The sequence below is a fragment of the Catenovulum sediminis genome, from assembly GCF_007289895.1.
Lineage (GTDB): Bacteria > Pseudomonadota > Gammaproteobacteria > Enterobacterales > Alteromonadaceae > Catenovulum > Catenovulum sediminis.
The window spans coordinates 3,715,077-3,740,984 of the sequence record NZ_CP041660.1 but is presented as its reverse complement, the minus strand read 5'-3'; the positions used below and the strand labels follow the sequence as shown (position 1 = coordinate 3,740,984).

The following is a 25,908-nucleotide window of genomic DNA, read 5'->3' as shown; positions in this document are numbered from 1 at the left end:
TGTGAATCGTAATTTGATTGCAATAGCCTCAACCACAGGATTGATGATTTACTCGCTTAGTATTGAAAATGAATGGGAATTTGATGCTTTAAGTGCTTTTTTTGCACTTTTAATGTGGTGGACCGCGTGGAGTAGTTATCGACACGTAAAAAAACAAAAAATTACGCTATCAAAATCGGGTATAGATGTGCTCAAAAATGGGGAGCACTCTTGGGAAGAAGTGAAAATGGTTAAGCAGGAACCATATCAAGAATCTCGAGCCTATCATTCATTTTTCCCTGGTTACATTATTCATTTTACAGATGGAAAAACATATAAGGTTCAACAGACAATAGAAGGTTACACCGAGTTATATAGACAACTTTATTTGCGTAAAATACCGGGGACGGAAAAAGCACTTTATTTGTATGACACAACAGTGGAAGGGGAAAATGGTGCGTGGGATTTTTTATGTGACTCTGTTTACTACCCAGAAAAAGACATAATCAAAAAAGAAAAACTAAAGCCGGTTTGATGTCAATTAAATGCCTTTGGCAATGCGTTGGGGAATAGCATTGTTGAGGGGATGAGTGCTGAAAAAGATTTAACGGCAGCAGAGCAAAAAGCCATTAATGACCGAGCTAATAAATTAATTAATTTAGACAAGCTCGGCAATATTGATGAGCCAATGGCAGATATAGCCAAAAGTACGACTGCTGGCGCTGAAAAAGAATCAACAAACAGCATCAACAAAACAGGCCAAGCGCAACGAGATAAATTTGATGCGGATTTTGAAGTACTGCAAATAGCTCGTAGCCAAAAAGAAAGTATGCGCCGAGAACACACTGTTGCTGAGAGGCAGCGCATCGATGCTGACTTCAAAGCATATGAAGAGCAATACAAAGACTATCGCCAAAATAGCGATTTAGCTAACTCAGAATGGATTCAGAAAAACACTCTAATACCTGATTTAGAGCTGGATATTGCTAAATATACACCTTGGGTTGATTTAGGAATGGATACAACGAGGATGGATCAAGGTATTGATCTAGAAAGCTCTATTTTAAATGATTCATCTATTGATTGGATGTCGGTTGAAAATTCTGGGTTTACGTTTGCTGTTGGTTCTTCTATCAGCGGTGATGCTGGTATAGGGGGAGCTGGTGCCGCAGGTATTTTCTTTAATATGGATTTCTCTAGGCAGGAGGTGTCATTTGGAAGATATTGGAGTGCTCAAGGTGGCGCTACTGTTGGAGTTCCTGGGGTTGATGCTGGCATTGAATTTACCTTATTTAATACATCAGATTGGGCTAGCACTATGGAAGGTATGTACAACGCAAGTGGTGGACAAGTCGCAGCGTTATTTTCTGGGACGGTCGAAGCTATTACGACTATGCCTTCTCTAGGGCAAAAGAGCCATACCGGCATCCAGCTTACTTTGGGATTAGGCACACCTACAATCGAAGGTCATACGCAGTTTGGTTATGGCGCTCCTATATCCCCAACTACGTTGAAATATAGAGAAATACCAGGATATATCTGGGAAAAAATATGGGACTAGAAATGACTAATTTTAGTTTACATAAAGTGCTCTTCATATGCTTATGGGTTGTAGCTTGTGTACCAAATCTAGATCCATATCGCAATGTTTTAAATGGGATTTCTAGTGAGTCTAAATTTTGGTTGTACTCAGATTTGAATGAATTAAAAACTGGTGGGCGGCCATTTAAACAAGGTCTTTTAGGTAACACTTTTTATAGCTGTATGGAAGTGGCAACAATTCGCTACAATGTGGGCCATACGACAGTGAAGTATTATCTAAAGATCGAAGGTGTTGAGGATAATTATTATTTTACTGTTGCAGGCAATGGCGCTCAAATCCACTTTGCTGAGATGTGGGATGGTTATAGTAAGTATGGTTATACAGCAACAAGGCCTTTGTTGGATTTTAATTGCCTGATTAGTGATCTTGGTCAGTGATACTTTATTCATGTAGTCGCCAAGTTAAATTGACCACTACACCAATTGATTAAGATTAAAGTTTCAGGCTTGATGTATTTAGTTATTTTATTGCAAGCAGCCATTGGCTGCTTTACTTGTTTTTAGACCCTAAAAATCTTCGATTTTAGAATAGAATGATTATCACACCCTATGCAGCACCTGCATTAGGTGTTATGCATTTGAAATATATACAAAAAATGGGTTCGTTTCATCTGATATATATATAAATCGTTAGGTGCGCGTTTTTAGATAAGGTATTGAATTTAATGGCTAAATTCGAGTGCGCTTATCTAAATGTTAAGCACTACCGTTTTTTCTTAGCGGCTATCTCTTAGCCGCTTTACCTCAAGAGTTTTGCTGTATCACAGCATCTAGCATTTCACTCACAAACTTCTGTTTAGCTCGGGGCAATTGGCTTACCTGTTCAATTTGTTTTTGCAGCAAAGAAGTTGGTCCACGCTTAGTTGTTTGATTCGGCACAGGCTCTTGCAGTAATTGCTCAATACCAATGGTTAAGGTTTGTGCCAATTTACTTAATAGCTCAACAGAAATACGTAAACGTCCCACCTCGTAGTGCGCCATAGTTTGTTGAGAAATACCCAATAACTCAGCCAACTGAGACTGAGTTAAATCCGCTTCTTTCCTAAAAAAAGCAATACGTTGACCTAATTGTTGATAAAACAGTTTGTCTATGGTTGGCATATGCCGAGTCCAATAATGAATCGATGGCATGATAATAACCCCTGTTTTTAACTTGCAATTTAATGTACTCTAAAATAGAGTACTCTTCAACAGAGTTATTTTTACTCTTTAGGTATTGACAGGTTTTTTAGGAAACACCCAAAATGGCACGACTTTCAGATGAATTAATCAACCAAATCAAACAACAAGTCGATTTATGTCGCTTGGTTGAATCACAAGGCTATAAACTCAAAAGTCATGGCGTAAAAGACAAAGCGCTGTGCTGCCCATTTCATGATGATAAAACGGAAAGTTGTGTTATTACCCCATCTAAAAACTTGTTTAACTGTTTTGGGTGCGGTGAAAGTGGCTCAGTGATTGATTGGGTGATGAAAACACAAGGCGTGAGCTTTCGTCATGCAGTTGAAATACTAACCGCTTCCGATATCCATTCTCACGCGGCACTTGCACATCCATGTGCATCGCAAGATATTTCTTCCTTAGTCGCTAGTGAGGCTGAGCCAACGACAAAGGCGGTAAAATATGGCACCACACAAAAATTGCCAACGCCGTTAAGTGGTGATGCCGACTCACAAGCGACGCTTCAACAAGTGGTGGGTTATTATCACCAAACGCTCAAACAATCACCTGAAGCCTTGGCGTATTTAAAACAGCGCGGCCTTGAACACCCAAAGCTGATTGATACCTTTCAACTGGGTTTTGCAAATCGCACGCTCGGTTATCGCCTACCACAAAAAAATCGCCAAGCAGGGGCTGATATTCGCGGCAAGCTGCAACAACTTGGCATATTAAGACAATCAGGCCATGAGCATTTTAATGGCTCAATTGTGGTGCCCGTGGTCGATGAACAAAACCACATAGTCGAAATATACGGCCGCAAACTATTAGACAACTTACGCAAAGGCACCCCCAAACACACCTACTTACCAGGCCCACATCAAGGGGTATGGAATATTCAAGCACTGAGCGCCACAGATGAAATTATTTTATGTGAAAGCCTAATTGATGCCATGACCTTTTGGGTACATGGTTTTAGAAATGTCACCGCAAGTTATGGCACCAATGGTTTTATAGACGACCACTTACAAGCCTTTAAACAACATCAAATTAAACGTGTGTTAATTGCCTACGACAGAGATGATGCAGGCAATAAAGCCGCAGACAGTTTAGCTGAACAACTGATGAATCAAGGCTTTGAAGTATTTAGAATATTATTTCCAAAAGGCATGGATGCCAACGAATATGCCCGACAAGTTAAACCTGCACAAAAAAGCCTTGGCCTTGCGATAAGAAAAGCACAGTGGTTAGGAAAAGGTGTAGGGCCAGAAAAGATGTACCCAACCGAAGCGGCTGCCATACCTGAGCAAGCAATGCCCACACAAACAACGCCAGAACAAAACATGCCAGAGCAAACCGATTTAGATGAAAACGCCAGTGCATCCAATGAACTTATCATCACCTTAGACAATCGCCGTTACCGCATCCGAGGTTTAGATAAAAACCAAAGTGTCGAGCAGCTAAAAGTAAATTTACTGGTGAGTTTAGAGGATAGCTTCCATGTTGATAATTTAGATATTTACTCAGCGCGTGCCAGACATTTATACATCAAACAAGCCAGCTTAGAACTCTGCGTATCAGAAGATGACATTAAAAAAGACTTAGGCCATATATTACTTAAGCTTGAATCGCTGCAAGATAAAAAACAACAAAACAAACAAGCCCAAACCAGTCAGCATAATCATTTAACCGAAGCAGAGCGCAAAGCTGCCCTTGAACTTTTAAATTCACCTTCTCTTCTTAGCCGCATTTTACAAGACTTCGAGGCCTGCGGCGTTATTGGAGAGGAAACCAACAAGCTTGTCGGTTACTTGGCCGCGGTTAGTCGCAAGCTCGATAAACCGTTAGCGGTTATGATCCAATCTAGCAGCGCCGCAGGCAAAAGCTCATTAATGGATGCAGTGTTAAATATGACACCAACAGAAGAGCGCATCCAATTTAGCTCAATGACAGGCCAAAGCCTGTATTACATGGGCGAAACCAACCTAAAACATAAAATACTGGCCATATCAGAAGAGGAAGGAGCAGACCAAGCCGCCTATGCATTAAAACTACTGCAATCAGAAGGTGAGGTGAGTATCGCTTCAACAGGTAAAAACCCAGTCACAGGCAATTTAGAAACGCAGCAATATAAAGTAGAAGGGCCTGTGATGTTAATGATGACCACCACAGCGATAGATATTGATGAAGAACTGATGAACCGCTGCTTAGTGTTATCCGTCAATGAAACCCGCGAACAAACCGAAGCCATCCACAAAATGCAGCGCCAGCGCCAAACCATAGAAGGCCTGCTTGCTGAAAACAACAAAAAAGACGTGATACACCTACACCAAAATGCCCAACGACTATTACGCCCTTTACTGGTCGCCAACCCCTATGCCGAGCAATTAACCTTTTTATCGGATAAAACCCGTACGCGCCGCGACCATATGAAATACCTAACACTTATCCGAGCCATAGCGTTATTACACCAATACCAACGCGAGATAAAACGCATTGAGCACAAAGGCCAACTACTAGAATACATAGAAGTCACCCACAGCGACATTCAAGTGGCTAATCACCTAGCACATGAAGTACTCGGGCGCACCTTAGACGAGCTGCCACCGCAAACCCGCAAACTGCTGCATTTTATCCATAAAATGGTCTTGGATGCCTGCCAAACCCAAAAAATACAACAAAGTGATTACCGCTTTACCCGCAAAGCTGTTCGAGACTATAGCGGCTGGGGCAATACCCAACTGAAAGTACACATCAAACGATTGGAAGAAATGGAATACCTGCTTGTGCACAGAGGCAGTCGCGGACACTCATTTATTTATGAGCTGCTCTACACAGGCGAACATGAAGGGCGGTTTTTACAGGGTTTATTAGACGTTGAAAACAACAGTCAATACCAGTGTGATGCAAGCAAGTCGGGGTTGCAGGCTTTGCTGTCGGGGGAACCTTCGCACCTGTCGGGGGCTGGTCACCCCCAAGTCGGTACTAAGTCGGCAGGTAGTCACCCCACATCAAGCCAGCAACCGCAGGCAATGGCGCACACTTTACCCAAAATAGAAGAAAATGAACCTATAGGGGTAAACGGACAAATCCTGTCGTACCTACAAAAAGGAGCTGCCCGTGCCTAAACGAGAAAAACGTTTTATTAAACAGGTTGGCGACCCAACCGACCCCAATGGCCTGCTTGCCTTTATGCACCATTATTTAGATGCACTACGCATCAAACACTACACAGAGCAAACCCTGTGGAATAATGAACGCTACATACGAGATTTTATTGAATGGTGTGATGGCCGAGCCCTGCGCCAACCGCCAGAAATCACCAAACCCATATTAGAGCGCTACCAAAGGCATTTATATTTATACCGCAAAGCAGACGGCAAACCACTGTCCATCTACTCACAACGGGCTAAATTAAGCCCACTTAAAAGCTGGTTTAAATGGTTAACCAAAAGCAACTACCTGCTGTATAACCCAGCCAGCGAACTAGAGCCACCCAAAATACGCCAACGTTTACCCAAAGCCATATTAAGTGAAAAAGAAGTTGAAAAAGTGATGCGCCAAGCCAACAGCGCCGAGCCACTGGGTATTCGAGACAGAGCCGTAATGGAAGTGCTGTATTCAACCGGCATACGCCGAATGGAAGTGGTTAACCTAAGCGTATTTGATATCGATTTAGAGCGGTTAACCATACTGGTACGCCAAGGCAAAGGCAAAAAAGACCGCATGTTACCGCTTGGCGAGCGAGCCGCACACTGGATAAGCTGCTACCTAAACGAAGTGCGCCCAGAGCTGGCACTGGCCAGTGACGATGGCACATTATTTTTAACTAGGCTCGGTGAAAAGTTTAATGAAAACTGGCTGTCACGCACCATAGCCCAATATGTTGAAAAATCAGGTATACCCAAACAAGGCAGTTGCCATTTATTTAGGCACACAATGGCCACGCTAATGTTAGAAAATGGCGCAGACATTCGCTTTATCCAAGCCATGCTAGGTCATGCAGAGCTGAGCACCACAGAGATATACACCCAAGTGAGCATCAAAGCTTTAAAAGACGTTCACACACGCTGCCATCCCGCCAAACTGAAAAAAGCCTCAGAAGCCGAAGGAGAGGATATGGCCGAATTACAGCAAATGTTAGAGGATGAAGAAGATGAAATTTAATCGGGCGAAACAATATAGGCTGTCAAAAGTGACAGATAACTTCACTAACACTGTATAATTGCATACACTGAACCAAAGGCTTGAATATCGGAGGCTATAGGTATGCCCATAACCATGATTGATTACACTAAGCAATTACACGCTGAAATCGACCAAACTCCTGAAGAATACCGTCCGTTACTATTGCGGATTGTTCATTCGTTTAATGAAGGGGTTTCATCTGATTTGCCATCAGCAGAAGCCAGCTTCAAAGAAGGCTGGAAAGAGGTCGTGGCTGGTAAAACGCATCCAATAGAAACCCTGTGGGATGGCATTGACGTTGATTAAATTAAAATGAATATAGAATACACAGAAGGGTTTAAACGCCAGCTAAAACGTTTATCACGTAAATACAAACGAATAAAAACAGATGTGAGTCCAATTTTACGAGCGCTTGTCAACGGTGAAACACCAGGTTCACAAATAACAGGTGTTCCTTACACCTTGTATAAAGTTAGAGCGCAAAATAGCGACAGTAAACGAGGTAAAAGTGGTGGTTACCGAATAATTTATTACCTTAAAACAGACATACGTTGCATACTGGTGACCATATACTCAAAAGCGGAACAATCGGATATAACAGCAGAAGCTTTAAAACAAATATTAAAAGAGTTTGAGTAAAATAGAGTCGGCACTCGAACATCATCATTATCGGCAAGCCCCAGAAACAAAAAGGCAGCTTGCTCACCTTAAAGCGCAGTCACAGGCCTTGCAACAAAAGCCCTAGCAAACTTAAGCACTAAAGCAGCAAGGCCAGCGCCCACGCTTAAAGGTTCACTGCGGTTTTTTTATTTACCAAACCCCACATCTCCAGTCGCAAGCTCCTTCCAATGCGCCTTCTGTAGCTTCACAGTCCTGCTACGCAACGCCAGGCACCCTACGCCATCCATGGCTTCGGTGTTCACAGGGCAGAAGTAAACTTCTGCTAATCCTGTTCACCCCTAAGCTTAGGGCTTAACCAGCTTTAGGCAATCAAGCCCTTCGGGTTAACATAATGTAAAAAATTATAGGCTGTACCCAATAAAGTGGCCGAGCCACATTGTTGGGTACAGTCCGCTAGCGCCCTATAATTTACATTATGTATAAATTGCCTAAAGCCTACAAAGCTGGCGCAAGCGCCAACACTTTATAACCCCCAACCCCAACCCCAAGGGGCAATAGACGGTTAAATGGCTATGTTGGCCTAACGGCCAACCCAGCCATTTACCCGCCACTAAGAAAAAAAAGTGCATCTAGGGCAAAAAAGTAAGATACTGCACAAATGAACCAGATATCCGCTCACAACAACCTGAAAATAAAAGGGAAAATGCCTCTATGCGTAGGACTGCATGGCGGGGTGATTGCTTTTGGCAATGCGTTGGGGAATAGCATTGTTGAGGGGATGAGTGCTGAAAAAGATTTAACGGCAGCAGAGCAAAAAGCCATTAATGACCGAGCTAATAAATTAATTAATTTAGACAAGCTCGGCAATATTGATGAGCCAATGGCAGATATAGCCAAAAGTACGACTGCTGGCGCTGAAAAAGAATCAACAAACAGCATCAACAAAACAGGCCAAGCGCAACGAGATAAATTTGATGCGGATTTTGAAGTACTGCAAATAGCTCGTAGCCAAAAAGAAAGTATGCGCCGAGAACACACTGTTGCTGAGAGGCAGCGCATCGATGCTGACTTCAAAGCATATGAAGAGCAATACAAAGACTATCGCCAAAATAGCGATTTAGCTAACTCAGAATGGATTCAGAAAAACACTCTAATACCTGATTTAGAGCTGGATATTGCTAAATATACACCTTGGGTTGATTTAGGAATGGATACAACGAGGATGGATCAAGGTATTGATCTAGAAAGCTCTATTTTAAATGATTCATCTATTGATTGGATGTCGGTTGAAAATTCTGGGTTTACGTTTGCTGTTGGTTCTTCTATCAGCGGTGATGCTGGTATAGGGGGAGCTGGTGCCGCAGGTATTTTCTTTAATATGGATTTCTCTAGGCAGGAGGTGTCATTTGGAAGATATTGGAGTGCTCAAGGTGGCGCTACTGTTGGAGTTCCTGGGGTTGATGCTGGCATTGAATTTACCTTATTTAATACATCAGATTGGGCTAGCACTATGGAAGGTATGTACAACGCAAGTGGTGGACAAGTCGCAGCGTTATTTTCTGGGACGGTCGAAGCTATTACGACTATGCCTTCTCTAGGGCAAAAGAGCCATACCGGCTGTTGTTTACATAAATAACGTCATATTTTTTACCAATCAAAATATCGTAAGATTTGGGCAAAATATGACGTTTTTACCACACTGTTATCGAACAATTTTTTAGCGTCACCAAATTCATATCGTACAATTTACCAGTATCAATCATACAATTTCCCAAGCTGAATCATACTCTTAACCAATTTATCGTCGTATTGGATGGAGTAGGCAATTTTCCAAATAAGGTCAAGTTTCACTTCGATAAAACGTAAAACGCCCGAGTATTTAACTCAGGCGTTGGGGTATGATGCTCTGGCGCATGGGGTTTAACTATTCGTTTTTCTGCTCATTTTCTTCGAGTTTTAAGCGACTACGATGATGTTGGCGTATTTCCTCACCGTAATGAGTGATTAGCATTTCACGAATATCATCCAAGAAGTGTATGATTGGCTCGGCGTCTTGCGCACTTAGGTATTGGGTGGTTTGTAGTATTTTCATGATACCACCTGTTGCTTAATCAATTCTTCATGGCTGCGCCAATGTGGTTGAATCAGTACGTTGTTCACATGACTGATGGTGACAATCTTTTTAGCCTCGCGACAGGCTTCAATCAAACTGGCATAACACAGATTACGGCATAAACGTAAGTTACCATTTGCCGAGCGTAATATGACCTCAATGGCAGCAGAATCAAAGGTGTTGATACCCATTTTAGCGGCTTCTAATTCCTTTACAATATAGCGTTCAAGGTCACCATCATTCAGAGGTTTAATAGCTTGAGAAAAAGTAATACGCGACTTGATATCCGCATTAATATTCAGCGATAGATAGTGCAATAAATCTGGCTGCCCCAATAAAACTAAATTGTGTTTTTTCGGGAATTTCTCAAACAACAAACGCAATTTACGTAATGTTTCCATGTTCAACAAATGCGCTTCATCAATTAAGGTGTATAGCGTTTTACGTTGACGAACATGCTCAAAGGCGGCTTTAATCAGCTCAGTTTCTAAATCTTTAGCAGGCACATCTAATTTAAATGATAAGGCCAATTGCTTTAAAATATTCAAGTAAGTATGCATGGTTCTGGAAACTGAAACCACAGAGGTGTCACGCTCATTGCACCAACTTTCAATATGTTCGCGCAATACACTTTTACCGACACCAGGCTCACCAATAATGACAGAAAACCCGCCTTGCGCGGCGTGAATTTTAATAATATCAACAATGTGTTTTTGCTGCGGTAACAAAGCCAAATGCGTGCGATTAAACGGCTCTTTAGTAATGGCAAATACAGAAGAAATCATGCATCACCTCGCATATGTCTGATGGCATTGGCGTGTAAATCTAAACAACTGGCTTGCCCCATGCGTTTGTCTTGGTAATAGACAATAAACTTGTCTAGTGCGCTGCGGTTAAACCTAACCTGTATCGTTTTACCGCGTAAATCAACAGGGCATTCGAATTGTTGTTTATGAATGGAAAAGACATTGGTTTTAGACACCTTGCGGTCTTGCTCCACAAAAAACACCTCTTCGGTAAATTCATCATCGGCAATAAATTGAATGCGATTTAAGTCCAAACAAAACCTGTCCAAAGGGGTCATTTGAATACCAGAATGAAATTGACTGTTATAACAGTGTTCAACCCATTCATTGGTTTTATCATTGAGCTCATCTAGAGAGGTGATGTTAGGGTTGTCCACTAAAAACTGGTCACGAAAACGCCGAAAGAATCTCTCTATTTTCCCTTTGGCCGCACCATCTCGAATGGGGGCATGGGACAGATGAATATCCAAGCGCACACAAGCTTGTAAAATTTCTTTAGACGAATAATTACTGCCATTATCAAAGTACAGGCGTTCAGGTTTACCGCGTTTAAATAAAGCAGTTCTAAAGGCATCACACATATTGGTGGTATTGTCGGCATAGAAAAACTCGGCATGAATAATTAAGCGCGAAGCATCATCAATAAAGGCGATTAAAAAGGTTTTGCGTAGATTGCCTTGTTCATCCTTTACCCGAATACCGTGCATCGTGTCTGCCTGCCACAACTCATTGCTAAACTGCATAGCAAAAGACTGGCGCAGTTTTTGACATTGCTCACTGTCTAACAAGCCATGTGTACTGACCATTCGATAAAAAGAGGTTTGTGATAATTGTGAACGTTTAAACAACCCATTGGCTAATAAACGCCGATATAAAGCCATTTTAGGCACATGACCATTTTTACTGCGACCAAGGGTTGGCAGTACCTCATGAATGGCCTCGGCAAGCTCATTAGGTTGCACTTTGCGGTAGTGGTTTTTATCTATGCGGGTTTTATTGTCTAACGTGGTTACGCCATGTTTTTTAAAACGATACACCCAAGTGCTAATGGTACGCCAAGTAAATTGGTAGTGAATATTGGTTTGTTTATCTACAAAAGTGCGTGTCGCGACATCTTGAATACGCGCTTTAATGGTCGCGCCTTTTGCATAATCGACCGCGCTTAACACTTGCAAACGAATTTCTAATGGTGGTTTGTTGGCTTTTAACTGAGTCATAAAAGAGAAGTCCTTGTAATTGATTAAAAGATTCACGCGACCTTAATAAAAAACAACAAGGCAGCCGACTGACCGCTTATGTGGGGCAATTAAATGAAGCTCTGATGAGCAAACAATGCGACAACAATATTGGAAATTCACGGCGACAAAATCTGGAAATCAGGAAAAAAAGGCCAATGAAGAAGCTATATAAAAGCCCGTTGAGCATGAAATTGAAACTCAAGACAGACTAAGCCTGCAAATGTAGCGTACTTTTTTCCCATCATAACTTTTCCCAAATTATCGGTCATACGATCGGCTAAAAAATACACTACTTTACCGCGCTACCATCATAACAATTTTCAACTCAGCCAAATTGCTGTCATAGTTTGAACCGAATTGGCGTCGAACGCCCTGTGGATAGGGGTTTAAACTAATTTTTCGACACAAAAAAAAGGGCTTTCGCCCCTGAGTGTTTTCTGCTTAAATGCTCGCGTAGCGAGCATTTAAAAGCCCTGTTTTCTCGATCGTTCAATCACAAAACAAGGTTAAAGTTAAACGCAAGCATCAAGTCACCTGTTGTTTAATCAGTTGCTCGTGGTTACGCCAGTGCGGCTGCACGAGCACTTGATTAACATGGGTTATGGTGACCGTTTTTTTAGTCTCTCGTGCAGCCTCTATCAAACTGGCTAAACATAAGTTTCGACATAACCTCAAATTGCCCTCACTTGAACGAATAATTAACGCCATCGCATTTTCATCAAAGGTATTTATGCCCATTTTGGCTTGCTCAAGCTCACGGATAATAAAGGCCTGTAGGTCATCATCATTCAAAGGTTTAATGTGGGCAGAATAGGTAATGCGGCTCTTAATATCTTGATTCGCCGTCAGCGATAACGCATGCAACAACTCAGGTTGGCCAAACAATACCAAGTTATGATTTTTTGGAAAACGCTCAAACAACAAACGTAATTTACGTAAAGCTGCAATTTCCAATAAATGCGCCTCGTCAATTAAAATATACAAAGTTTTATGTGCTTTCACTTGGCTAAACGCGGCGTTAATGAGCTCTTTTTCAATGGTTTTATCAGTGCAATCTAACTTAAATGCTTCGGCTAATTGCCTAACAATTTGCCGGTAAGTATGCATAGTACGCGAGCAAGAAACGACAGTGGATTCACGTGTCGCGTCCAACTTTTCAATATGCTCACGCAATACAGTTTTACCCACACCAGGCTGGCCTAATACCACAGAAAACCCGCCTTGTTTGGCATGAATTTGAATGATGTCAAAAATGGTTTGCTGCTGTTTTAATAATTGGTTTGGCTCTCGCTTAAATGGCACATCACGAATGCCCCAAATTGCATTAATCATGTTTATACTCCCTTGCCAATTGAGCGTTTAAATACAGGTTCAATGGCATTGCATCGCCCATTCTCTGGTCTTTGTAATAAACAATAAACCTATCTCGGGCGCTGCGGTCATAACGAATTTGTACGGTTTTACCGCGTAAATCGACAGGGCATTCAAATTTACAACTGTTGATAGAAAACACATTCACTTTAGACACCTTGCGTTCTTCCTCAATAAAAAACACCTCCTCGGTAAATTCATTATTGGGTAAATATTGAATGCGCCGATAATCTAAATTAAACCTATCCAGTGGCGTCATTTGAATGGCCGAATGTGGCTTCGAATTATATTCATCTTCCACCCACGCTTGTGCTAACTGATTTAACTGCTCAAGCGAAGAAAACTCAGTATGCATGACTAAAAATCTATCCCTAAAGCCACGAAAGAACCGCTCAATTTTACCTTTAGCTGCGCCATCTCTAACGGGTGCATGAGACAAGCGAATATCCAATCGCACGCACGCCTGTAAAATCTCTTTCGCGGTGTAATTTGCACCGTTATCAAAATACAAACGCTCAGGTTTACCGCGTTTATACAAAGCGGTTCTAAAAGCATTAATCATATTCTGTGTATCATCACGGTAGAAAAACTCGGCGTGGGTAATTAAGCGTGATGCATCATCAATAAAAGCAATGAAAAAGGTTTTTTTATACTTGCCGTCAGGCTGTTTAATGGCGGGGCCATGCATGGTGTCCCCCTGCCATAACTCATTGGCATGCAACATCGCAAACGCCATTCTAAGCTTGTTGGTTGACTCTAAATCCAACAACTCATGCTCACGCACAAAGCGATAAAAGGTGGTGGGGGCTAACTGTGCACGGGTAAAATAGTTACGTGCCAATAATACGCGATAAATCGTACTTTTAGGCACAACACCAACCTTGTTGGCTGATAAACTCGGTAAAACCTCACTTAATGCTTCAGCGAGCTCAGCCACTTGCACTTTACGTTGCGCATTTTTATCTGCACGGGTCTTCTTCTCAAGCGTGGTAATACCATCTTTTTTATATCGGTAAAGCCAGGTGCTAATGGTGCGCCAAGTAAACTTAAACACATGATTGGACTGATGGCAGGTAAAAGATTGCTGACTAACGTGTTTAATGCGCTCACGAACCGTTGCACCTTGCGCCGCATCAACGGCGGCGAGTACACGTAAACGCACTTCTAATGACGGAATGGGCATAAAAAATCTCCTAAAAATATTAAATGCAATAAAGCATCAGGAGACTAAAACAAGGCTAACCCTCGCAAAATGACAAAATCGGTTGCAACGAAAATAAGATGAAAATTCAACAAAATCTGTGATTTAAACCAGCTTGAATAGACGAGATATTGGTAAAACGCTGAGCTAAAGTTGCCAACGTCGGCAGTAACACAGCCAAACGAGCGGAGCGAAAATGCACAAAATTACACTCAAAAAATCTTAAATTAAATCGAGCTAAGCAACTACGAAAGAAACCTAATTGAGCATACAAAACAGAGAGCCAACGATAAGCTTGCCTGTGCGAAAAGTGACAATGACCAATAGCCGAATAATAGGCTAGTTCAACGGTTGAGCCTTGTAGCAGTGACAAAACAAATGCCCAAATCACACTAAAAGAATAACGACGATTAGGGATGACATCAGCCAAGTACAAAGCCAAAGTACGACCACAACCAGATTTACCATAACGATTGGCACACAAAATACGTTTACCGACTTTCAATCCTGACTGACGATAAATAAAACCATGAGATACCCAACTGTTAGAGCACGCACAATGCTGGCAAGTTTGATTAGAATTTAAGCTATCTAACGATTGAGTAAAAACGTCCAACTCAAAAAGTGAAGAAAAAAATCGCTGCATGAAAATTAACCATTTAAGTAAAAGTTAAAATTCTACACAGAAATTCAGTTTACCAAATTACCATAATAATCATGGATTTAAAGTTGATGATAATTTGGTAAAAAATCGCGGGATCGTTCGATAGAAGTTAGGTAAATTACAGCAAACACCTGACAAAGTGACGCCAAGGTTGCAAAAATAGGATGTTGAGTGCCACTTGAGTGATGTAACGGCAAAGAAGATTGCAACAATAAACGATAATGGGTGATATTGATTTTTAAACACGCAAGCCAACGCCAAGCATGGCGGGCTTCAAATTGCTGAGTGACCTGCTGATAAGCTTTAACAACAGAGACATTAGCCAGCAATAACAGAATGAATAAACTTAAATGCAGAGCATTGTATTGTCGATTGGGTATGTGCTCAGCCAAAACCAATTGTGTAGTGCGACCACAGCCGTTGTGACCATGGCGGTTAGAGCAGACAACGCGCTTACCAACCACTTTGTGCTCGGACATCGAAAGCTGTTTGTAGATAAAACCATGGCTAATCAAATGCCCTTGTAAATCACAATGTTTGCAGCGCAAAGTGTAGTGTCGGTGACAAGGCTCTAGATAACGTTCGATAGCGGCGATGTTTCGAAAGAAAGTTTGCATCCGTACATCAAACAAAAAATATCGAATTGGCTCAAGAAAAATTATTTAGCGGTGGGACAAAAATTTTGATTTACCGAATTACGCGTTATAAATCATTGGCTGAAGTGGATTGTAGTTTGGTAAAAAATCGCGGGATCGTTCGATAGAAGTGAGGTAAATTACAACCGGCATCCAGCTTACTTTGGGATTAGGCACACCTACAATCGAAGGTCATACGCAGTTTGGTTATGGCGCTCCTATATCCCCAACTACGTTGAAATATAGAGAAATACCAGGATATATCTGGGAAAAAATATGGGACTAGAAATGACTAATTTTAGTTTACATAAAGTGCTCTTCATATGCTTATGGGTTGTAGCTTGTGTACCAAATCTAGATCCATATCGCAATGTTTTAAATGGGATTTCTAGTGAGTCTAAATTTTGGTTGTACTCAGATTTGAATGAATTAAAAACTGGTGGGCGGCCATTTAAACAAGGTCTTTTAGGTAACACTTTTTATAGCTGTATGGAAGTGGCAACAATTCGCTACAATGTGGGCCATACGACAGTGAAGTATTATCTAAAGATCGAAGGTGTTGAGGATAATTATTATTTTACTGTTGCAGGCAATGGCGCTCAAATCCACTTTGCTGAGATGTGGGATGGTTATAGTAAGTATGGTTATACAGCAACAAGGCCTTTGTTGGATTTTAATTGCCTGATTAGTGATCTTGGTCAGTGATACTTTATTCATGTAGTCGCCAAGTTAAATTGACCACTACACCAATTGATTAAGATTAAAGTTTCAGGCTTGATGTATTTAGTTATTTTATTGCAAGCAGCCATTGGCTGCTTTACTTGTTTTTAGACCCTAAAAATCTTCGATTTTAGAATAGAATGATTATCACACCCTATGCAGCACCTGCATTAGGTGTTATGCATTTGAAATATATACAAAAAATGGGTTCGTTTCATCTGATATATATATAAATCGTTAGGTGCGCGTTTTTAGATAAGGTATTGAATTTAATGGCTAAATTCGAGTGCGCTTATCTAAATGTTAAGCACTACCGTTTTTTCTTAGCGGCTATCTCTTAGCCGCTTTACCTCAAGAGTTTTGCTGTATCACAGCATCTAGCATTTCACTCACAAACTTCTGTTTAGCTCGGGGCAATTGGCTTACCTGTTCAATTTGTTTTTGCAGCAAAGAAGTTGGTCCACGCTTAGTTGTTTGATTCGGCACAGGCTCTTGCAGTAATTGCTCAATACCAATGGTTAAGGTTTGTGCCAATTTACTTAATAGCTCAACAGAAATACGTAAACGTCCCACCTCGTAGTGCGCCATAGTTTGTTGAGAAATACCCAATAACTCAGCCAACTGAGACTGAGTTAAATCCGCTTCTTTCCTAAAAAAAGCAATACGTTGACCTAATTGTTGATAAAACAGTTTGTCTATGGTTGGCATATGCCGAGTCCAATAATGAATCGATGGCATGATAATAACCCCTGTTTTTAACTTGCAATTTAATGTACTCTAAAATAGAGTACTCTTCAACAGAGTTATTTTTACTCTTTAGGTATTGACAGGTTTTTTAGGAAACACCCAAAATGGCACGACTTTCAGATGAATTAATCAACCAAATCAAACAACAAGTCGATTTATGTCGCTTGGTTGAATCACAAGGCTATAAACTCAAAAGTCATGGCGTAAAAGACAAAGCGCTGTGCTGCCCATTTCATGATGATAAAACGGAAAGTTGTGTTATTACCCCATCTAAAAACTTGTTTAACTGTTTTGGGTGCGGTGAAAGTGGCTCAGTGATTGATTGGGTGATGAAAACACAAGGCGTGAGCTTTCGTCATGCAGTTGAAATACTAACCGCTTCCGATATCCATTCTCACGCGGCACTTGCACATCCATGTGCATCGCAAGATATTTCTTCCTTAGTCGCTAGTGAGGCTGAGCCAACGACAAAGGCGGTAAAATATGGCACCACACAAAAATTGCCAACGCCGTTAAGTGGTGATGCCGACTCACAAGCGACGCTTCAACAAGTGGTGGGTTATTATCACCAAACGCTCAAACAATCACCTGAAGCCTTGGCGTATTTAAAACAGCGCGGCCTTGAACACCCAAAGCTGATTGATACCTTTCAACTGGGTTTTGCAAATCGCACGCTCGGTTATCGCCTACCACAAAAAAATCGCCAAGCAGGGGCTGATATTCGCGGCAAGCTGCAACAACTTGGCATATTAAGACAATCAGGCCATGAGCATTTTAATGGCTCAATTGTGGTGCCCGTGGTCGATGAACAAAACCACATAGTCGAAATATACGGCCGCAAACTATTAGACAACTTACGCAAAGGCACCCCCAAACACACCTACTTACCAGGCCCACATCAAGGGGTATGGAATATTCAAGCACTGAGCGCCACAGATGAAATTATTTTATGTGAAAGCCTAATTGATGCCATGACCTTTTGGGTACATGGTTTTAGAAATGTCACCGCAAGTTATGGCACCAATGGTTTTATAGACGACCACTTACAAGCCTTTAAACAACATCAAATTAAACGTGTGTTAATTGCCTACGACAGAGATGATGCAGGCAATAAAGCCGCAGACAGTTTAGCTGAACAACTGATGAATCAAGGCTTTGAAGTATTTAGAATATTATTTCCAAAAGGCATGGATGCCAACGAATATGCCCGACAAGTTAAACCTGCACAAAAAAGCCTTGGCCTTGCGATAAGAAAAGCACAGTGGTTAGGAAAAGGTGTAGGGCCAGAAAAGATGTACCCAACCGAAGCGGCTGCCATACCTGAGCAAGCAATGCCCACACAAACAACGCCAGAACAAAACATGCCAGAGCAAACCGATTTAGATGAAAACGCCAGTGCATCCAATGAACTTATCATCACCTTAGACAATCGCCGTTACCGCATCCGAGGTTTAGATAAAAACCAAAGTGTCGAGCAGCTAAAAGTAAATTTACTGGTGAGTTTAGAGGATAGCTTCCATGTTGATAATTTAGATATTTACTCAGCGCGTGCCAGACATTTATACATCAAACAAGCCAGCTTAGAACTCTGCGTATCAGAAGATGACATTAAAAAAGACTTAGGCCATATATTACTTAAGCTTGAATCGCTGCAAGATAAAAAACAACAAAACAAACAAGCCCAAACCAGTCAGCATAATCATTTAACCGAAGCAGAGCGCAAAGCTGCCCTTGAACTTTTAAATTCACCTTCTCTTCTTAGCCGCATTTTACAAGACTTCGAGGCCTGCGGCGTTATTGGAGAGGAAACCAACAAGCTTGTCGGTTACTTGGCCGCGGTTAGTCGCAAGCTCGATAAACCGTTAGCGGTTATGATCCAATCTAGCAGCGCCGCAGGCAAAAGCTCATTAATGGATGCAGTGTTAAATATGACACCAACAGAAGAGCGCATCCAATTTAGCTCAATGACAGGCCAAAGCCTGTATTACATGGGCGAAACCAACCTAAAACATAAAATACTGGCCATATCAGAAGAGGAAGGAGCAGACCAAGCCGCCTATGCATTAAAACTACTGCAATCAGAAGGTGAGGTGAGTATCGCTTCAACAGGTAAAAACCCAGTCACAGGCAATTTAGAAACGCAGCAATATAAAGTAGAAGGGCCTGTGATGTTAATGATGACCACCACAGCGATAGATATTGATGAAGAACTGATGAACCGCTGCTTAGTGTTATCCGTCAATGAAACCCGCGAACAAACCGAAGCCATCCACAAAATGCAGCGCCAGCGCCAAACCATAGAAGGCCTGCTTGCTGAAAACAACAAAAAAGACGTGATACACCTACACCAAAATGCCCAACGACTATTACGCCCTTTACTGGTCGCCAACCCCTATGCCGAGCAATTAACCTTTTTATCGGATAAAACCCGTACGCGCCGCGACCATATGAAATACCTAACACTTATCCGAGCCATAGCGTTATTACACCAATACCAACGCGAGATAAAACGCATTGAGCACAAAGGCCAACTACTAGAATACATAGAAGTCACCCACAGCGACATTCAAGTGGCTAATCACCTAGCACATGAAGTACTCGGGCGCACCTTAGACGAGCTGCCACCGCAAACCCGCAAACTGCTGCATTTTATCCATAAAATGGTCTTGGATGCCTGCCAAACCCAAAAAATACAACAAAGTGATTACCGCTTTACCCGCAAAGCTGTTCGAGACTATAGCGGCTGGGGCAATACCCAACTGAAAGTACACATCAAACGATTGGAAGAAATGGAATACCTGCTTGTGCACAGAGGCAGTCGCGGACACTCATTTATTTATGAGCTGCTCTACACAGGCGAACATGAAGGGCGGTTTTTACAGGGTTTATTAGACGTTGAAAACAACAGTCAATACCAGTGTGATGCAAGCAAGTCGGGGTTGCAGGCTTTGCTGTCGGGGGAACCTTCGCACCTGTCGGGGGCTGGTCACCCCAAGTCGGTACTAAGTCGGCAGGTAGTCACCCCACATCAAGCCAGCAACCGCAGGCAATGGCGCACACTTTACCCAAAATAGAAGAAAATGAACCTATAGGGGTAAACGGACAAATCCTGTCGTACCTACAAAAAGGAGCTGCCCGTGCCTAAACGAGAAAAACGTTTTATTAAACAGGTTGGCGACCCAACCGACCCCAATGGCCTGCTTGCCTTTATGCACCATTATTTAGATGCACTACGCATCAAACACTACACAGAGCAAACCCTGTGGAATAATGAACGCTACATACGAGATTTTATTGAATGGTGTGATGGCCGAGCCCTGCGCCAACCGCCAGAAATCACCAAACCCATATTAGAGCGCTACCAAAGGCATTTATATTTATACCGCAAAGCAGACGGCAAACCACTGTCCATCTACTCACAACGGGCTAAATTAAGCCCACTTAAAAGCTGGTTTAAATGGTTAACCAAAAGCAACTACCTGCTGTATAACCCAGCCAGCGAACTAGAGCCACCCAAAATACGCCAACGTTTACCCAAAGCCATATTAAGTGAAAAAGAAGTTGAAAAAGTGATGCGCCAAGCCAACAGCGCCGAGCCACTGGGTATTCGAGACAGAGCCGTAATGGAAGTGCTGTATTCAACCGGCATACGCCGAATGGAAGTGGTTAACCTAAGCGTATTTGATATCGATTTAGAGCGGTTAACCATACTGGTACGCCAAGGCAAAGGCAAAAAAGACCGCATGTTACCGCTTGGCGAGCGAGCCGCACACTGGATAAGCTGCTACCTAAACGAAGTGCGCCCAGAGCTGGCACTGGCCAGTGACGATGGCACATTATTTTTAACTAGGCTCGGTGAAAAGTTTAATGAAAACTGGCTGTCACGCACCATAGCCCAATATGTTGAAAAATCAGGTATACCCAAACAAGGCAGTTGCCATTTATTTAGGCACACAATGGCCACGCTAATGTTAGAAAATGGCGCAGACATTCGCTTTATCCAAGCCATGCTAGGTCATGCAGAGCTGAGCACCACAGAGATATACACCCAAGTGAGCATCAAAGCTTTAAAAGACGTTCACACACGCTGCCATCCCGCCAAACTGAAAAAAGCCTCAGAAGCCGAAGGAGAGGATATGGCCGAATTACAGCAAATGTTAGAGGATGAAGAAGATGAAATTTAATCGGGCGAAACAATATAGGCTGTCAAAAGTGACAGATAACTTCACTAACACTGTATAATTGCATACACTGAACCAAAGGCTTGAATATCGGAGGCTATAGGTATGCCCATAACCATGATTGATTACACTAAGCAATTACACGCTGAAATCGACCAAACTCCTGAAGAATACCGTCCGTTACTATTGCGGATTGTTCATTCGTTTAATGAAGGGGTTTCATCTGATTTGCCATCAGCAGAAGCCAGCTTCAAAGAAGGCTGGAAAGAGGTCGTGGCTGGTAAAACGCATCCAATAGAAACCCTGTGGGATGGCATTGACGTTGATTAAATTAAAATGAATATAGAATACACAGAAGGGTTTAAACGCCAGCTAAAACGTTTATCACGTAAATACAAACGAATAAAAACAGATGTGAGTCCAATTTTACGAGCGCTTGTCAACGGTGAAACACCAGGTTCACAAATAACAGGTGTTCCTTACACCTTGTATAAAGTTAGAGCGCAAAATAGCGACAGTAAACGAGGTAAAAGTGGTGGTTACCGAATAATTTATTACCTTAAAACAGACATACGTTGCATACTGGTGACCATATACTCAAAAGCGGAACAATCGGATATAACAGCAGAAGCTTTAAAACAAATATTAAAAGAGTTTGAGTAAAATAGAGTCGGCACTCGAACATCATCATTATCGGCAAGCCCCAGAAACAAAAAGGCAGCTTGCTCACCTTAAAGCGCAGTCACAGGCCTTGCAACAAAAGCCCTAGCAAACTTAAGCACTAAAGCAGCAAGGCCAGCGCCCACGCTTAAAGGTTCACTGCGGTTTTTTTATTTACCAAACCCCACATCTCCAGTCGCAAGCTCCTTCCAATGCGCCTTCTGTAGCTTCACAGTCCTGCTACGCAACGCCAGGCACCCTACGCCATCCATGGCTTCGGTGTTCACAGGGCAGAAGTAAACTTCTGCTAATCCTGTTCACCCCTAAGCTTAGGGCTTAACCAGCTTTAGGCAATCAAGCCCTTCGGGTTAACATAATGTAAAAAATTATAGGCTGTACCCAATAAAGTGGCCGAGCCACATTGTTGGGTACAGTCCGCTAGCGCCCTATAATTTACATTATGTATAAATTGCCTAAAGCCTACAAAGCTGGCGCAAGCGCCAACACTTTATAACCCCCAACCCCAACCCCAAGGGGCAATAGACGGTTAAATGGCTATGTTGGCCTAACGGCCAACCCAGCCATTTACCCGCCACTAAGAAAAAAAAGTGCATCTAGGGCAAAAAAGTAAGATACTGCACAAATGAACCAGATATCCGCTCACAACAACCTGAAAATAAAAGGGAAAATGCCTCTATGCGTAGGACTGCATGGCGGGGTGATTGCTTTTGGCAATGCATTGGGGAATAGCATTGTTGAGGGGATGAGTGTCGAAACTGATTTAACGCCAGCAGAACAAAAAGCCATTAATGACAAAGCCAACAAGCTAATCAATTTAGATAAGCTCGGTAATATTGATGAGCCAATGGCTGAAATTGCAAAAAATACAACAGCAGGCGCGGAAAAAGAAGCAACAAACAAAATCAACAAAGCAGGCCAATCGCAAAGAGATAAATTTGATGCAGATTTTGAAGTAGCGCAGGTTGTTAGAGAGCAAAAAGCAAGTGAACATCGAATTCACACGATCTCAGAACGTCAGCGTATTGATGCTGATTCCCAAGCATATGATAAACAATACGCTCAATACCGTGCTGAAATGGATAACCAGCTAGAGCAGTCTTATCAAAATGGTATAAACCGAGGTGGATCTGCTTATTTGAAAGGGCGTCAAACCTCAGCTATTGGTGGTGATTTTGCGACTGAATATGATTGGAAAACTTTGCAAGCAGATGCGGAGACAGCCAAAAGGAATGCTAATAGACAGATGAGATATGCTCTAGATTATGGAGAAACCAATGCGATTGAAGTTGAACTAAATTTCGATGCTGACTTTTATTTCTTTGGTGTCAGTTTCGGCTCTTCGCTAACTTTTGATAATGGCGGTGCATTGACTTGGGCTGTTTCAGAAGCTCCAACATTTCGAGGGAGTACCAATGCTACTCTTGCTATGAGTCTATCAGGGGGCGTTGTAAAAGGCTTTGGTACGAAATCATCCCAATTGGGTACTGGCGTTGCTAGCTCTTGGTTTGTTGGCGGTTCAGTTAGCGATGCAGCCAATAAAGTCGTTGGGAGTGTTGCTGAATCATCGAAGTTTATTAGACCTGAAATTGGAGTTTTTTACGAGAGTGGATATACGCTGAATTCCAATTACCAGGCTGAGTTTAAATTTGAAGGTTATGGGGCTGAAATCGGGTATGACCCACAAGGTAAGCTGTCACAAATAAATTCAAACTCTATGACGTCGAGAGTATTAGAGGCTCCATACGGTTTGACTGGTGGTGCAGAGCAAGAGCGGGCTCAGGCCATATTTAATGTAAATAATATGGACACAGGAGCATTTGGTCGAGGAGCTTATGCAATGTTGAATCGGTTTATTTTCAAGTAGGCACTTATGATTATTTATGAATTTCAAGGCATTCAGCCGCTTGATTGGCTTAAAAGCCTTGCTCTTCTGTTGATATTCTTTGTATTAATTAAATTTCGCTCTAAATTGAAGTGGCCGTATTTATTCATTGCATTTTGGGCGATTTTTACTTTTTCAAAGTTTTTTGAACTTTCTCAAATCTATTTATTGGCAGAAACATACAAGGACAAAAAGTTGTTGTTAAATATTGAGGGGCAAGTTAAAGACATAGAGGTCAGAGGGCATTATGAGTTTATAGATATTGGCAACTACAGGTTGAAAAACAAGGTTCTTGGTGGGGGAAATTGCTTTTATAATAAGTTGTCAGACCTTCAAGGCTACGAAAACTTTCATTTTAAAATTAAGTCTGTTCATAAAAAAATTGGTGGAGAATCGTATGACTGTATTTTATATATTAAAAAATTGACGGAGCTATAACAGTTTTAGTTGCATATTCAAGTCAATATTGGAGTTAGGTGACCTTATTTAATCAATACATTTGGCAATGCATTGGGGAATAGCATTGTTGAGGGGATGAGTGCTAAATCAACACCGACAGCCAGCTTAAATGACAGAGGCAATCTCAGCGAAACCGCTTACGCTAACTATATTAGAGATGAACTTGGCGTTGACATTATGCCTGGTGATCAGCTTGATGCTTTACCTTACCGTGAATGGAAAGAGGGAGAGCTAGCGCGAACAAGAATGTTGCCGACTGAACACTACTACGGTGGTGTAGCTGATTTCATGCCAAGAGAAAGAAGCGCCGTAGATCAAATGCTCGACAGTATTTACAGCGAACCGTTAGATACATCGTCGATTGCGTATCAATCACCAATAGATTTAGAAACTGTTATTGCTAATCGTGTTTCTTGGGAAAGTCTATCTGTAGAAGGGACATCGTCTTTTATCCAGCAAGTTGAATTAGGCTTTTCGCAAAAGAATAATTATGACGTGATTAAAGACGGCTGGTCGACATTTGGTGAGCAAACGATACAAAGATTAGATCAAGCCGCGATTCAAGACGGTGGTGGCATTTTAACTGGAATAGCTGCGTTTGTTCGCATGCCTGCACAAATTGGATTTGCATTAGGTGATTTGGGCTTAACGCTAGGAGAGGTTTTGTATGATACCACTCAATATGTTTTTGGTGATTCAACGCTTGATTTCAGCGTTTTTGACGGAGCTGATGTTAGATGGGCTGTTGGTTTCAAAAGTGGAAATGTTGGCTCGGAAGTTAAAATGTATGGTGGTACGGACTTTGATTTAGCATTTTCAGCCAAGAATATCGATTCTTTACAGAGCGTCATTCCAAATAGGTTTATAAATACAAAAGAAAATGTTTCAGTGCATTTGCGAGCTCCAGATTTACTTGATCCAGATACATGGAGAACAGATTTTATGGCTGAAATTGACCAGCCTAAGGCTATAGATTTATATAATTTTAAACGGTATCAAGCTACAACTTCTTTGACTTTAGGTACTCGTGGAAATATATATTCTGGCGATTTGCGGGGATCTGCAAATTTCAAACTGGAACTACCTAAGAGTGTTACAAAGTATACTTTCGGATGGACGCCTTCAGTTGGCATCGAGGTTCGTAAGTGATGTCGTATTTTAAGGTTAACTATAAAAAATCCGAGTTCAAAAACGGGAAAAATATTACCCCATATGAAACGGATACAAACCTAAATGTGCAGGTTTTTACTTCCGATTCAGGATCGGGTTATCAAATATATTCGGGCGTTGATTTGGTGGCAGAAATTGAGCTAGGTGAATTTCTCTTAGAAGGAAATAAGTTTACTTCGCTTAAATCAAGTTATGGTTGGGTGAGTACCGACGATCCAAAATTCATTTTAGAAGCACTGGAAGGTAACTCTTATTTTATTAACAATGAAAAGGTTTGTACTATTGATTACGGTGATGGGGTTTTCAATTGGCTAATCGAAATAGTAAAAAACAGGCGGTTTGAATCTTATAAACCGTCAATCGAAATTAGGTTTAATGCTGGTAAAGTAGAGCCACTTATCGCTTTATGTATATTATTTGCGGAAATTCGAGCTGATAACAGTGGAGATTAGCTATTAAGACGCATTTGGCAATGCATTGGGGAATAGCATT

The 25,908-nt window shown here is 41.7% G+C and carries 26 protein-coding genes; 17 read left to right on the top strand and 9 right to left on the bottom strand.

The genetic code is table 11. The features are described 5' to 3' along the window. Position 1 precedes the first annotated feature (1 nt). From FNT16_RS15870 to FNT16_RS15860, 3 genes are read left to right on the top strand one after another with little or no spacing between them, the layout of a single operon-like run. Entirely contained in the window at positions 2-514 is a 513-nt protein-coding gene (locus tag FNT16_RS15870; protein WP_143872497.1) for a hypothetical protein, read from the top strand. A 51-nt stretch (positions 515-565) separates the two neighbouring features. Continuing rightward, positions 566-1,540 carry a hypothetical protein gene (locus tag FNT16_RS15865; RefSeq protein WP_143872496.1) on the top strand — a complete coding sequence of 325 codons (975 nt, stop codon included), beginning with the start codon at positions 566-568 and terminating at the stop codon, positions 1,538-1,540. Beyond that, positions 1,531-1,959, top strand: coding sequence for a hypothetical protein (locus FNT16_RS15860; RefSeq protein WP_143872487.1), 429 nt, complete (start codon positions 1,531-1,533; stop codon positions 1,957-1,959). The genes FNT16_RS15865 and FNT16_RS15860 overlap by 10 nt, the downstream gene beginning before the upstream one ends. 366 nt (positions 1,960-2,325) lie before the next feature. On the opposite strand, the gene FNT16_RS15855 is transcribed toward FNT16_RS15860, so the two are convergent. After that, a complete protein-coding gene (locus tag FNT16_RS15855) occupies positions 2,326-2,712 on the bottom strand; it encodes a helix-turn-helix domain-containing protein (protein WP_143872486.1) in 387 nt (128 codons plus the stop codon). A 113-nt stretch (positions 2,713-2,825) separates the two neighbouring features. Here FNT16_RS15855 and FNT16_RS15850 point away from each other — a divergent pair, with 113 nt between their 5' ends. The 5 genes from FNT16_RS15850 to FNT16_RS15830 all read left to right on the top strand — a co-directional run bounded on the left by FNT16_RS15850 (position 2,826) and on the right by FNT16_RS15830 (position 9,184). Then, positions 2,826-5,867 (top strand): CHC2 zinc finger domain-containing protein, encoded by a 3,042-nt coding sequence (locus FNT16_RS15850; RefSeq protein ID WP_143872495.1) that lies wholly within the window; start codon positions 2,826-2,828, stop codon positions 5,865-5,867. Then, positions 5,860-6,906, top strand: a complete 1,047-nt coding sequence (xerC, locus tag FNT16_RS15845) for a site-specific tyrosine recombinase XerC (RefSeq protein WP_221935036.1) — start codon at positions 5,860-5,862, stop codon at positions 6,904-6,906. The genes FNT16_RS15850 and xerC (FNT16_RS15845) overlap by 8 nt, the downstream gene beginning before the upstream one ends. A 102-nt stretch (positions 6,907-7,008) precedes the next feature. Beyond that, positions 7,009-7,233 carry a hypothetical protein gene (locus FNT16_RS15840; RefSeq protein WP_221935035.1) on the top strand — a complete coding sequence of 75 codons (225 nt, stop codon included), beginning with the start codon at positions 7,009-7,011 and terminating at the stop codon, positions 7,231-7,233. Positions 7,234-7,239: 6 nt separating this feature from the next. Beyond that, entirely contained in the window at positions 7,240-7,566 is a 327-nt protein-coding gene (locus FNT16_RS15835; RefSeq protein WP_143872483.1) for a type II toxin-antitoxin system RelE/ParE family toxin, read from the top strand. 640 nt (positions 7,567-8,206) lie between these two features. Continuing rightward, complete coding sequence (locus FNT16_RS15830) at positions 8,207-9,184, top strand: hypothetical protein (protein ID WP_143872494.1); 978 nt, start codon at positions 8,207-8,209, stop codon at positions 9,182-9,184. 288 nt (positions 9,185-9,472) lie between these two features. On the opposite strand, the gene FNT16_RS20410 is transcribed toward FNT16_RS15830, so the two are convergent. From FNT16_RS20410 to FNT16_RS15800, 7 genes are all read right to left on the bottom strand, one after another. Next, the gene (locus FNT16_RS20410) at positions 9,473-9,640 is read right to left on the bottom strand and encodes a hypothetical protein (protein ID WP_185976617.1); all 168 of its coding nucleotides are present in this window, start codon (positions 9,638-9,640) and stop codon (positions 9,473-9,475) included. Continuing rightward, complete coding sequence (locus FNT16_RS15825; RefSeq protein WP_143872493.1) at positions 9,637-10,446, bottom strand: ExeA family protein; 810 nt, start codon at positions 10,444-10,446, stop codon at positions 9,637-9,639. The genes FNT16_RS20410 and FNT16_RS15825 overlap by 4 nt, the downstream gene beginning before the upstream one ends. Next, positions 10,443-11,684, bottom strand: coding sequence for a DDE-type integrase/transposase/recombinase (locus FNT16_RS15820; protein WP_143872492.1), 1,242 nt, complete (start codon positions 11,682-11,684; stop codon positions 10,443-10,445). The genes FNT16_RS15825 and FNT16_RS15820 overlap by 4 nt, the downstream gene beginning before the upstream one ends. Before the next feature lie 546 nt (positions 11,685-12,230). Beyond that, complete coding sequence (locus FNT16_RS15815; protein WP_143872491.1) at positions 12,231-13,037, bottom strand: ExeA family protein; 807 nt, start codon at positions 13,035-13,037, stop codon at positions 12,231-12,233. Continuing rightward, on the bottom strand, positions 13,030-14,259 hold the full coding sequence (locus FNT16_RS15810; RefSeq protein WP_143872490.1) for a DDE-type integrase/transposase/recombinase: 1,230 nt from the start codon (positions 14,257-14,259) through the stop codon (positions 13,030-13,032). Before FNT16_RS15810 ends, FNT16_RS15815 begins: the two co-directional genes overlap by 8 nt. 106 nt (positions 14,260-14,365) lie before the next feature. Then, on the bottom strand, positions 14,366-14,923 hold the full coding sequence (locus FNT16_RS15805; RefSeq protein WP_143872489.1) for a hypothetical protein: 558 nt from the start codon (positions 14,921-14,923) through the stop codon (positions 14,366-14,368). A gap of 77 nt (positions 14,924-15,000) precedes the next feature. Continuing rightward, entirely contained in the window at positions 15,001-15,558 is a 558-nt protein-coding gene (locus FNT16_RS15800) for a hypothetical protein (RefSeq protein ID WP_143872488.1), read from the bottom strand. Positions 15,559-15,852: 294 nt separating this feature from the next. Between FNT16_RS15800 and FNT16_RS15795 the strand changes: the two genes are divergently transcribed. Continuing rightward, complete coding sequence (locus FNT16_RS15795) at positions 15,853-16,281, top strand: hypothetical protein (RefSeq protein ID WP_143872487.1); 429 nt, start codon at positions 15,853-15,855, stop codon at positions 16,279-16,281. A gap of 366 nt (positions 16,282-16,647) precedes the next feature. Here the strand turns inward: FNT16_RS15795 and FNT16_RS15790 are convergent, their stop codons facing one another. After that, complete coding sequence (locus FNT16_RS15790; protein ID WP_143872486.1) at positions 16,648-17,034, bottom strand: helix-turn-helix domain-containing protein; 387 nt, start codon at positions 17,032-17,034, stop codon at positions 16,648-16,650. 113 nt (positions 17,035-17,147) lie between these two features. On the opposite strand from FNT16_RS15790, the gene FNT16_RS15785 reads away from it, so the two are divergent. The 8 genes from FNT16_RS15785 to FNT16_RS15750 all read left to right on the top strand — a co-directional run bounded on the left by FNT16_RS15785 (position 17,148) and on the right by FNT16_RS15750 (position 25,868). Further along, entirely contained in the window at positions 17,148-20,117 is a 2,970-nt protein-coding gene (locus FNT16_RS15785) for a CHC2 zinc finger domain-containing protein (protein ID WP_143872485.1), read from the top strand. Positions 20,118-20,180: 63 nt separating this feature from the next. Beyond that, positions 20,181-21,227 (top strand): site-specific tyrosine recombinase XerC, encoded by a 1,047-nt coding sequence (gene xerC / locus FNT16_RS15780; RefSeq protein WP_221935036.1) that lies wholly within the window; start codon positions 20,181-20,183, stop codon positions 21,225-21,227. Positions 21,228-21,329: 102 nt separating this feature from the next. Beyond that, the gene (locus FNT16_RS15775) at positions 21,330-21,554 is read left to right on the top strand and encodes a hypothetical protein (RefSeq protein ID WP_221935035.1); all 225 of its coding nucleotides are present in this window, start codon (positions 21,330-21,332) and stop codon (positions 21,552-21,554) included. 6 nt (positions 21,555-21,560) lie between these two features. Continuing rightward, positions 21,561-21,887 carry a type II toxin-antitoxin system RelE/ParE family toxin gene (locus FNT16_RS15770; RefSeq protein WP_143872483.1) on the top strand — a complete coding sequence of 109 codons (327 nt, stop codon included), beginning with the start codon at positions 21,561-21,563 and terminating at the stop codon, positions 21,885-21,887. Positions 21,888-22,527: 640 nt separating this feature from the next. Then, entirely contained in the window at positions 22,528-23,769 is a 1,242-nt protein-coding gene (locus FNT16_RS15765; protein WP_143872482.1) for a hypothetical protein, read from the top strand. A 6-nt stretch (positions 23,770-23,775) separates the two neighbouring features. Beyond that, positions 23,776-24,225, top strand: a complete 450-nt coding sequence (locus FNT16_RS15760) for a hypothetical protein (protein ID WP_143872481.1) — start codon at positions 23,776-23,778, stop codon at positions 24,223-24,225. Between the two features lie 72 nt (positions 24,226-24,297). Continuing rightward, positions 24,298-25,395, top strand: coding sequence for a hypothetical protein (locus FNT16_RS15755; protein WP_185976616.1), 1,098 nt, complete (start codon positions 24,298-24,300; stop codon positions 25,393-25,395). After that, positions 25,395-25,868, top strand: a complete 474-nt coding sequence (locus FNT16_RS15750; RefSeq protein ID WP_143872479.1) for a hypothetical protein — start codon at positions 25,395-25,397, stop codon at positions 25,866-25,868. Before FNT16_RS15755 ends, FNT16_RS15750 begins: the two co-directional genes overlap by 1 nt. Positions 25,869-25,908: the final 40 nt, after the last annotated feature.

Excerpts from the sequence above, each read along its gene's own strand:
- FNT16_RS15865 (WP_143872496.1), top strand. The coding sequence starts at position 566 with ATGAGTGCTGAAAAAGATTTAACGGCAGCAGAGCAAAAAGCCATTAAT.
- FNT16_RS15860 (WP_143872487.1), top strand. The coding sequence starts at position 1,531 with ATGGGACTAGAAATGACTAATTTTAGTTTACATAAAGTGCTCTTCATA.
- FNT16_RS15855 (WP_143872486.1), bottom strand. The coding sequence starts at position 2,712 with ATGCCATCGATTCATTATTGGACTCGGCATATGCCAACCATAGACAAA.
- FNT16_RS15850 (WP_143872495.1), top strand. The coding sequence starts at position 2,826 with ATGGCACGACTTTCAGATGAATTAATCAACCAAATCAAACAACAAGTC.
- FNT16_RS15840 (WP_221935035.1), top strand. The coding sequence starts at position 7,009 with ATGCCCATAACCATGATTGATTACACTAAGCAATTACACGCTGAAATC.
- FNT16_RS15835 (WP_143872483.1), top strand. The coding sequence starts at position 7,240 with ATGAATATAGAATACACAGAAGGGTTTAAACGCCAGCTAAAACGTTTA.
- FNT16_RS15830 (WP_143872494.1), top strand. The coding sequence starts at position 8,207 with ATGAACCAGATATCCGCTCACAACAACCTGAAAATAAAAGGGAAAATG.
- FNT16_RS20410 (WP_185976617.1), bottom strand. The coding sequence starts at position 9,640 with ATGAAAATACTACAAACCACCCAATACCTAAGTGCGCAAGACGCCGAG.
- FNT16_RS15825 (WP_143872493.1), bottom strand. The coding sequence starts at position 10,446 with ATGATTTCTTCTGTATTTGCCATTACTAAAGAGCCGTTTAATCGCACG.
- FNT16_RS15820 (WP_143872492.1), bottom strand. The coding sequence starts at position 11,684 with ATGACTCAGTTAAAAGCCAACAAACCACCATTAGAAATTCGTTTGCAA.
- FNT16_RS15815 (WP_143872491.1), bottom strand. The coding sequence starts at position 13,037 with ATGATTAATGCAATTTGGGGCATTCGTGATGTGCCATTTAAGCGAGAG.
- FNT16_RS15810 (WP_143872490.1), bottom strand. The coding sequence starts at position 14,259 with ATGCCCATTCCGTCATTAGAAGTGCGTTTACGTGTACTCGCCGCCGTT.
- FNT16_RS15805 (WP_143872489.1), bottom strand. The coding sequence starts at position 14,923 with ATGCAGCGATTTTTTTCTTCACTTTTTGAGTTGGACGTTTTTACTCAA.
- FNT16_RS15800 (WP_143872488.1), bottom strand. The coding sequence starts at position 15,558 with ATGCAAACTTTCTTTCGAAACATCGCCGCTATCGAACGTTATCTAGAG.
- FNT16_RS15795 (WP_143872487.1), top strand. The coding sequence starts at position 15,853 with ATGGGACTAGAAATGACTAATTTTAGTTTACATAAAGTGCTCTTCATA.
- FNT16_RS15790 (WP_143872486.1), bottom strand. The coding sequence starts at position 17,034 with ATGCCATCGATTCATTATTGGACTCGGCATATGCCAACCATAGACAAA.
- FNT16_RS15785 (WP_143872485.1), top strand. The coding sequence starts at position 17,148 with ATGGCACGACTTTCAGATGAATTAATCAACCAAATCAAACAACAAGTC.
- FNT16_RS15775 (WP_221935035.1), top strand. The coding sequence starts at position 21,330 with ATGCCCATAACCATGATTGATTACACTAAGCAATTACACGCTGAAATC.
- FNT16_RS15770 (WP_143872483.1), top strand. The coding sequence starts at position 21,561 with ATGAATATAGAATACACAGAAGGGTTTAAACGCCAGCTAAAACGTTTA.
- FNT16_RS15765 (WP_143872482.1), top strand. The coding sequence starts at position 22,528 with ATGAACCAGATATCCGCTCACAACAACCTGAAAATAAAAGGGAAAATG.
- FNT16_RS15760 (WP_143872481.1), top strand. The coding sequence starts at position 23,776 with ATGATTATTTATGAATTTCAAGGCATTCAGCCGCTTGATTGGCTTAAA.
- FNT16_RS15750 (WP_143872479.1), top strand. The coding sequence starts at position 25,395 with ATGTCGTATTTTAAGGTTAACTATAAAAAATCCGAGTTCAAAAACGGG.